The following is an 8,042-nucleotide window of genomic DNA, read 5'->3' on the forward strand; positions in this document are numbered from 1 at the left end:
CTCATCCGCCTCCTTTGCCCCACCATTCAATGCCAACCGCCGTCAGGAAAATATTCAGGATCGCCAGAGGAAGAAGCACCTTCCACGCCAGCCCCATCAGTTGGTCGATGCGGAGACGGGGGAGGGTTGCGCGAATCCAGAACAGGAAGAACACGATACAGGCGAACTTGAGCGCGAACCAGACAAGGCCGGGAATGAAGTCGAGCTGCGGTGCCGGAGCATTCCACCCGCCGAGGAACAGAATCGTCGCCAGGCAGGCGATCGCGTACACGTAGATGTATTCGGTCAGCATGAAGAACGCGAAGCGGAAGCCGCTGTACTCGACGTGGTAGCCCGCGACCAGTTCCGATTCCGCTTCCGGCAGGTCGAACGGGGTCCGGTTCAGCTCGGAGATCGCGGCCACGACGAACACGGCGAAGCCGACGATCTGCGGCAGGAAGTTCCAATGCCAGAACCAGCCTTCCTGATAGATGACAATCTCCCTCAGATTCAGGCTCTCCGTCATCATCGCGATGCCGACGACCGACATGACGAGCGGCACCTCGTAGCTGATCATCTGCGCAGCCGACCTCATGCCCCCGAGAAGCGCGTATTTGTTGTTGGAGGACCATCCCCCGAGCACGATCGCAATCGTCGTAATTCCGGACAGCGCCACGTAATAGAGGAAGCCGACGTTCAGGTCGGCGAATTGCAGGTTAAGCCCGTAAGGGATAATGGCCAGCACGAGAAAAGACGGCACAAACGCAAGCACGGGAGCGAGAATAAACAGCGCCTTGTCCGCCTTGGCCGGAATCGTGTCCTCCTTCATCAGCAGCTTCGCGACGTCCGCTACCGTCTGCAGCAGGCCGAGCGGCCCGGTCCGGTTCGGCCCCCGGCGGTATTGCATCCAGCCGATGACCTTGCGCTCGAAGTAGATCGCGTAGGTAACGAAGACGATGACGACCGCGAGCACGGCGATCGCGCCGAGCAGATAGAGGCCGGCATGGCCCCAGGTGACGGGATCGTTCCAGAACTTCTGCATCAGCAGTCCACCTCCCCGAGCACGATGTCGATGCCCCCGAGAATGGTGACGAGGTTCGTCATGCTCTCCCCGACGAGCAGCTTCGGAAGAATCTGCAGGTTCACGAAGCTCGGCCGGCGGAACTTCAGGCGGAACGGCTCGGCCTTGCCCTTGGACACGATGTAGCAGCCGATCTCGCCCCGCGGGGACTCGATCCGCACGTAGATCTCGCCGACCGGAGGCCGGATGACGCGCGGCACCTTGCCCATCGTCTCGCCGCCTTCCGGGAACTGCTCCAGCGCTTGCTCCAGAATGCGCAGGCTCTGCCTCATCTCCTCCATCCGGACGAGATAGCGGTCGTAGCAGTCGCCGTTCTTGCCGACCGGCACGTCGAACTCGAAGCGGCTGTACAGGCTGTACGGCTCGTTCTTGCGCAGGTCCCACTTCACGCCCGTCGAGCGCAGGTTCGCCCCGGACAAGCCGTAGTCGATCGCCGTCTGCGCATCGTACGTGCCGACTCCCTTAATCCGCGACAGGAGGATCTCGTTGCCGCTCGCCAGATCGTCGTACTCCAGCAGCTTCGTCTTCATGTCGCGAACGAATTGCTTCACGCGGTCGATCCAGCCCTCCGGCGCGTCCCACTTCACGCCGCCGACGCGCATGTAGTTGTACGTGAGGCGCGCGCCGCACAGCTCGTTGAACAACTGGAGAATCCGCTCCCGGTCGCTGAAGGCGTAGAGGAACGGGCTGAGCGCCCCGATGTCGAGCAGGTACGTCCCCCACCACACCATATGGCTCGCCACCCGCTGCAGCTCCATCACGATCAGGCGGAGGAATTCGGCCCTCTCGGGCACCTCCAGCCCCATCATTTTCTCGACGGCATGTACGAGCACGTAATTGTTCGTCATCGCGGACACGTAGTCCATGCGATCGGTGTAAGGAATAATCTGGGTGAAGTTCAGGTTCTCGGCGAGCTTCTCGGTGCCGCGGTGCAGATACCCCATGACCGGGGTTGCCTCGGTGATGATCTCTCCGTCCAGCTTGACGATGATGCGGAAGACGCCATGGGTGCTCGGATGCTGGGGGCCTACGTTCAGAAGCAGTTCCTCGGTCCGAATCACGGATTGCTACACCTCCGAATCCAAGGGCGCGTAATCTTTGCGAAGCGGGTGTCCGACCCAGTCGTCCGGCATCATGATGCGTCTCAAGTCGGGGTGCCCGGGAAAATCAATCCCAAGAAGATCGTAAATCTCGCGCTCATTCCAGTTGGCGGTCTGCCAGACGGGAGTGGCGGAAGCGACTTGCGGCGTGTCCCGGTCGGTTCGCACCTTGAGCGCATAGCCGTGGCCGCTGTCCAGGCTCAGCAGGTGGTAGACCACCTCCATATGCGTCTCGTGGTCGACGCCGGACACATTGCGCAGGTAGTTCGTGTTCAGCTCCGGGTGGCTGCGGAACAGCCGCGCCGCCTCCGACCACCGCTCGTTCTTCACGACGATCGTCGGCAGATGGTCGTTCGGCTCGTTGATCTCCGCCTCCTCGACGGCGTCCTCCGCGACCAGCTCGCGCAGCAGTTGGACGGCGCGGTCGAGCCGCGGCCGGTTCGGCGACGGCGGAGGAGGCGGGGGCGCGGCATCGGCGGCGACGCCGGGGCGCGAAGAGCCGGGGGCGGCGCCTGCGGCAGCGCCGGGCGATGCGGCGCCGGGCGCACCGGGCGGTGCTTGGCCGTCCGCGGAGGCGGCGCCGGGGGCGGCCGAATGGGCGGCGGCAGGCGCCGATGCCGCGGCATTGGCTGCCTCTTTAGCCGCCTGGGCGGCGGCCATCGCTGCCGCGGCCTTCGCCGCTTCCCGCGCCTCGAACGCGGCCTTGCGGCGCGCCGCCTTCTCCTCGTCCGTCTCCTTGCGGCGGACGGGGGCCTCGGCTTCCGCCGGGCTCCCCTCCGTCTGCTTCTTCTCCTCCGCCTTCGGCCGCGCTCCCTCCGCTCTCACACCTTCCGGTTGCGCTCCCTCCGCTCTCACACCTTCCGGCTGCGCTCCCTCTGCTCTCGCACCTTCCGGCCGCGCTCCTTCTTGCTTCTCTTCCTCGCTCATCAGCCCGTCACCCGCTTCCCGGTCTTCGCCTCATAGCGGATTTTCTCCTGGAGCTTGTTGATGCCATAGATCAGCGCCGCCGGGTTCGGCGGGCAGCCGGGAATATACACGTCGACGGGAACGACCTGGTCGACTCCCTTGACGACGGAGTACGACTTCACATACGGCCCGCCGGCCGTCGCGCAGGAGCCCATCGCAATCACCCACTTCGGCTCCGGCATCTGGTCATACAGCCGCCGCAGCAGCGGCGCCATCTTCTTCGTGACCGTGCCGGACACGATCATGACGTCGGCCTGGCGCGGCGACGTGCGGAACATGACCCCGAACCGGTCGAGATCGTAATGCGGCGCTCCCGCCGCCATCATCTCAATCGCGCAGCAGGCCAGCCCGAACGTAAGCGGCCACAGCGAATTGCTGCGCACCCACCCCTTCAGCGTCTCGATGCTGCCGACGAACACATTCCGCTCCAGCTCCTGCACGTCCTCCGGCGAGATTCTCGCTAGATCGAATTCCATTGGAACACCTTCTTCCTCCAGGCGTAGAGAAGACCGACAAGAAGCAAGCCGACGAACACAACCATCTCGAACAACGCAAATAGGCCGAGTTGCTTATACGCAACGGCCCAGGGATACAGGAACACAGTCTCCACATCGAACACGACGAACATCAATGCATACAGGTAGTATCTGACGTTAAAACGAATCTGGCTGTCTCCGACCGGCTCGTTGCCGCTCTCATAGGTGGTTTCCTTCTCGGCGTTCGGCTTGCTCGGCCTGAGCAGCTTGCCAATCTGCAGCACGACAATCGGGAACGCGATGCCGAGCACCAGGAAGACGGTGACAATCACATACTGATTCGCATACTTCTCCACATCATCGCCTCCGGCGAATTGGAATGAAGAGACTGCAGATACGGGTGCTTTTGCCTCCACAAATTATACCAAACGGTCCAAGTGCCGTCCACGAAAAATAAAGCGTTTACAAACTTCGACAATATGCGTGCAGATAAGACAACCTCTCCATTCTCCGATGACGCGTTCTCCGCTTCTCGGCGATGAGACGGCCTCTCCGTTTCCATTCGGGACTCCTTTCTTCTCAACCAGGCTACTTGTCTCTCCCGACTCGACGACTCGTGCGATTTTATGTGGTTTTTCACATTCGCAGGCTTTAATTCGGAAGAATCGAGGCGTTTTATATGATTTTTCGCATACATACGGATCGTTCGAGGCAGAACGGCCCCTATGAATGTGATTTTTCGCATAAAATCGTTCAATCCCCCCGTTATCGCGCCGCTCCAATATGAATTTTCACATAAAACCCGGTAGTCATCGGCTTTAACGTCACCACCGGCTTCACATGGAGAAAAACCGCTTGTCAACCAGGAGAATCCCGGTATGACAAGCGGCTGCTCAAATCGTTAGGCAGTAGCGCTGAAATTCAGCGTAATGTAGTATTCCTCAAGAGGACTATACGCATAAGAGAATTGGACCTTTAGGGTAATGGAGTCGCCGCTCCCGAACGAGCTGAGGTCCAGCGTGTACGTACCGCCCGATTCGTCGGTAATTACATTCGAATCGCTTGCGTCGACAAGAGTGGCATAGACCGTATAATAGCTGACGTCCGTTGCATTAAGACTAAGATGGTATTCACCCTGTACGTTGGACGGATCGAGCGTAGCTGTCCAGGAACGGGTACCCGGATCGTACGACGACAGTTGAATGCCTTCACCTTGACCGAATTGCGGACTCACCAGTTGATACATCTTATAGAAAAACGTAATGAACGGAGACATGTATCTTCCGGCTGCATCGGACATGTACAAAGTGTACCTGTTAATGTTGCGATCAAGCTGGAGCGAATATGAGTTCTCGCTGGCAGGAGTTACCGTCTGATAGTCAAAATCGTCATACAGTTCTTCCAAGTACACCCGGCCCGTGTCGAAGTTCGTTGCTGTGAGAACGATGGTATCGTCCGTTGCGTCCGGCAGTGCTCTCCAATACATATACGTGTTGGTGTCAATGTCCGACGAATCCGGTCCCTCGTCTGTGCTGTAGCTGGCCACCAGATCGGGAACGGTGCTGCCGACGATGGCATACAGATAATACTCTTCCGTGTACTCGCTTGGTGCGGTTACGTACAGAATATACTCGTTGTATCCGGGCTGCAGTCCCAGCGTGTAGCTGCCATCTTGGTTCGCATCCAGATAACCGGCTGTCTCCGAAGCGAGCGATACCGTGTAGCCTTCTTCCAGGTCCAATGCGAAGGTCAAGGAAGTCGTATCCGAACTAAGCTCGGAATAGTAGGCTCCGTTCCAGGACTGTGCCCACGAAGCGATCAATTCGTCATCCCCCGTCAACGACCACGACGAGATTCCGTCCGGAAGCCCGTTATAGGGCTCCTCGGACTGCGAATAGGAGAAGTTGACGTAGATCGGATAAACGTATTGATTGCCTTGCGAATCCTGAGTTACCAGATTGAAAATTTGTTGAATATTTTCGCTCATCGGCTCGGAGTCTAGAGTCAGCACATAGCTGTCGATGCCCTCTGCAACAAGCTTGCCATTGTTATCGTACAGCTTGGAGGTCGAACCGCTGCTCAGGTTAAATGTCAACGTTGCTTGATCCGTACCCTGAGGCACATTGTAGAAGTACCAAGATTCTCCCCAATAATAGCTCGTTCCGTAGCTGCCGCTAGCAACTTGACCGTTTCCATAGCTTAGAGTCAGATCAGTTGCCTCCACATTGGCGAACCACTGGCCTTTACGGATAAGGTGGAACGTATACGTAGCCGAATGCGCGCCATCCGAGACGGTGACCGTATATTGATTGTCTCCGACAGGCACCTCGCCTTCCGCAGCGAAGTTGTATGGCTCCCCGGGCAGGCTCCCATTGACCGACACTTCATAGCCGTCCCACGGGTACATCAGATTGACGTTCGATGCGGATGAACCATCTATCCACACATCGAAGAAATTAGCTCCCACTTGATAAGGATATGTTCCGGTGTAGGATCCTTCGTCTCCATAGCGAAGCGTCAAATAAGCGTACTGCTGTTGAAGACTCATTTGATACGATACGGAATGCCCGCTCGAATCTTTTACCACGACGTAGAAAGTTACATAATACGCATCAAGCGGAATCCGGTAGGTTCCATCTCCTGCAGCCTCCGCCGCAAGAAGCTCTCCATTCCCGCTCTCGTACAGCACCTCGACCGTCGATTGCTCGTCTTCGAGCTGAGGAGCAAATGTCAGTTCATCCGCCGCATATGCCGCAATCCATCCGGTCCAATTCAGCGGATACCCTTGTTCATTGACGAACGAAACGTCAATTGTTCCTTCGTTCGTCGTGTACGAAGCCTGAATTCCGCTTAAGCTCAGACTTTCCGGAATGCCAAGGCCGACATACACCTGAAGCTCGACCGTCCGGATCACATTCCCGGTGATCGGATTCAGCAGCTCGAACTCAATCGTGTTCCACTCGGCTTCGAGTGGAACGAGATAGGCGCTTCCCGGACGCTCAACCTGAACTCCGTTGGCAAACACGTTTAAGTAAGTGTTGTCGCTATCTCCGAAGGACGACTCTGCATTTACCGCAAGGTAGTCGCCGGCGACGGTGTATGCAATTGCGGTATAGACATCCTCCGACACCTTGGCCGGCCCTGCAACAGTTCCCTGGCCGTCTAACATGAGGTTATTGAACTCAATACTCGGTGGGCCGATGTAGATGGTCAAGTACACATCGACATAATAACCGTCCGAGAGCTCGTAGTAGACATAGGCCTCATTAGTCCCTACATGAAGTTCCTCGCTTGTGAAGATAGTTGGCTCCCCGTCCAGAATATCCAATTCATAATTCAATTCTGCCGATTCAACAAGGGAAGTGTCGAAGTCCAGATCGATCTCCAATTCGGCTGGCAACGACTCCAAGTACAAGGAATAATACTTCTCCTCATAATACCCGCCCGAGTAGCTATTGCTTAGAGCCCAACTCTGCACAATTCCGTCCGCCTTCGTCGTCCATCCAAGAACTCCTGTAGGCAATTTGGAGACAGCGATCGTGTAAACGGTCGGTTCTCCTCCGCTCTGCGCCGCAACCTCGATCTGGATTACGGTGTCCCCTTCCGCGTTAAGAGGAACCTCGTTGCCCTGAACAGTATCGCCGCCTGCGAACATGCTCACACTTGCAGTCGCTGCCGCCGCATAAATGACGGTTACGGATTCCTCATTGCTCGGGACGTGTAGCACATATTCCGTGATGGATGGGCTGAACGCCGGGCTCAGAGTATAACCATCGACACTTAGCTCGTGCAAAGTCGAATCCTGGTCCGCCGCTTGCCTCGTTACCGTAATTCGATAAGTTGCTTGAGTAGTTCCGTTAGCAGCCGTGACCAAGATCTCGACTACATTATCGTCGCCAACGTGGAATCCTGACGCTCCCGATACATAGACGGATGCAGAGGGGTCCTCCTTAATCCCGAGAACCTCGAGCCCACTCGTTGTGTACGGCACCGTGAGGTAATATTGATTCTCATCGGTATCGAACCCTTCCAGGCTGACCCCATTAATCTGAATATCGCTCAATGCCGTGTTGCTGGACAGAGTAATTTGAATGCTCACTGTGACCGTATCCGAATAATCAATTCCGTCGAATACTCGGAATGTGAAGCTATCCCAGCCAGAGATTCCATCAGCCGCCGTGTATAAATAAGAAGCTGCTTCTCCCTGTATCGGAACCAGAGTTCCACTTCCCGGTTCTTCAACGATCTCATAGGCGAGCTCGTCACCGTCCTCGTCCGAAGCCGTCAAGTTGATGATGATGCTCTCGCCCTCAACCGCATTCACTTCAGCCCCAACCGCTACCGGTGCGTTGTTGGCCGGCGGCGCAATCTGAATGCTCACCGTCGCCTCGTTCGAATAGTCCGTTCCATCGAACGCCGTGAACGTGAAGCTATCCGTTC

At 57.2% G+C, this 8,042-nt stretch carries 6 protein-coding genes; all 6 read right to left on the reverse strand.

What is annotated here, in order from left to right:
• Position 1 precedes the first annotated feature (1 nt).
• On the reverse strand, positions 2–1,021 hold the full coding sequence (gene nuoH / locus E6C55_RS30580; protein WP_136373637.1) for an NADH-quinone oxidoreductase subunit NuoH: 1,020 nt from the start codon (positions 1,019–1,021) through the stop codon (positions 2–4).
• The gene (locus E6C55_RS30585; RefSeq protein ID WP_136373638.1) at positions 1,021–2,121 is read right to left on the reverse strand and encodes an NADH-quinone oxidoreductase subunit D; all 1,101 of its coding nucleotides are present in this window, start codon (positions 2,119–2,121) and stop codon (positions 1,021–1,023) included. Before E6C55_RS30585 ends, nuoH begins: the two co-directional genes overlap by 1 nt.
• Positions 2,122–2,127: 6 nt before the next feature.
• A complete protein-coding gene (locus E6C55_RS30590) occupies positions 2,128–3,087 on the reverse strand; it encodes an NADH-quinone oxidoreductase subunit C (protein ID WP_136373639.1) in 960 nt (319 codons plus the stop codon).
• Entirely contained in the window at positions 3,087–3,602 is a 516-nt protein-coding gene (locus E6C55_RS30595) for a NuoB/complex I 20 kDa subunit family protein (protein ID WP_136373640.1), read from the reverse strand. The genes E6C55_RS30590 and E6C55_RS30595 overlap by 1 nt, the downstream gene beginning before the upstream one ends.
• Positions 3,587–3,958 carry an NADH-quinone oxidoreductase subunit A gene (locus E6C55_RS30600; protein WP_136373641.1) on the reverse strand — a complete coding sequence of 124 codons (372 nt, stop codon included), beginning with the start codon at positions 3,956–3,958 and terminating at the stop codon, positions 3,587–3,589. Before E6C55_RS30600 ends, E6C55_RS30595 begins: the two co-directional genes overlap by 16 nt.
• A gap of 545 nt (positions 3,959–4,503) precedes the next feature.
• Positions 4,504–8,042: cadherin-like beta sandwich domain-containing protein (locus E6C55_RS30605; RefSeq protein WP_211093680.1), on the reverse strand; the 3,539-nt coding region annotated here is incomplete at its 5' end.

The sequence above is a fragment of the Cohnella fermenti genome (genome assembly GCF_004801405.1).
Taxonomy (GTDB): Bacteria; Bacillota; Bacilli; order Paenibacillales; family Paenibacillaceae; genus Cohnella; species Cohnella fermenti.

Excerpts from the sequence above, each read along its gene's own strand:
- nuoH (WP_136373637.1), bottom strand. The coding sequence starts at position 1,021 with ATGCAGAAGTTCTGGAACGATCCCGTCACCTGGGGCCATGCCGGCCTC.
- E6C55_RS30595 (WP_136373640.1), bottom strand. The coding sequence starts at position 3,602 with ATGGAATTCGATCTAGCGAGAATCTCGCCGGAGGACGTGCAGGAGCTG.
- E6C55_RS30590 (WP_136373639.1), bottom strand. The coding sequence starts at position 3,087 with ATGAGCGAGGAAGAGAAGCAAGAAGGAGCGCGGCCGGAAGGTGCGAGA.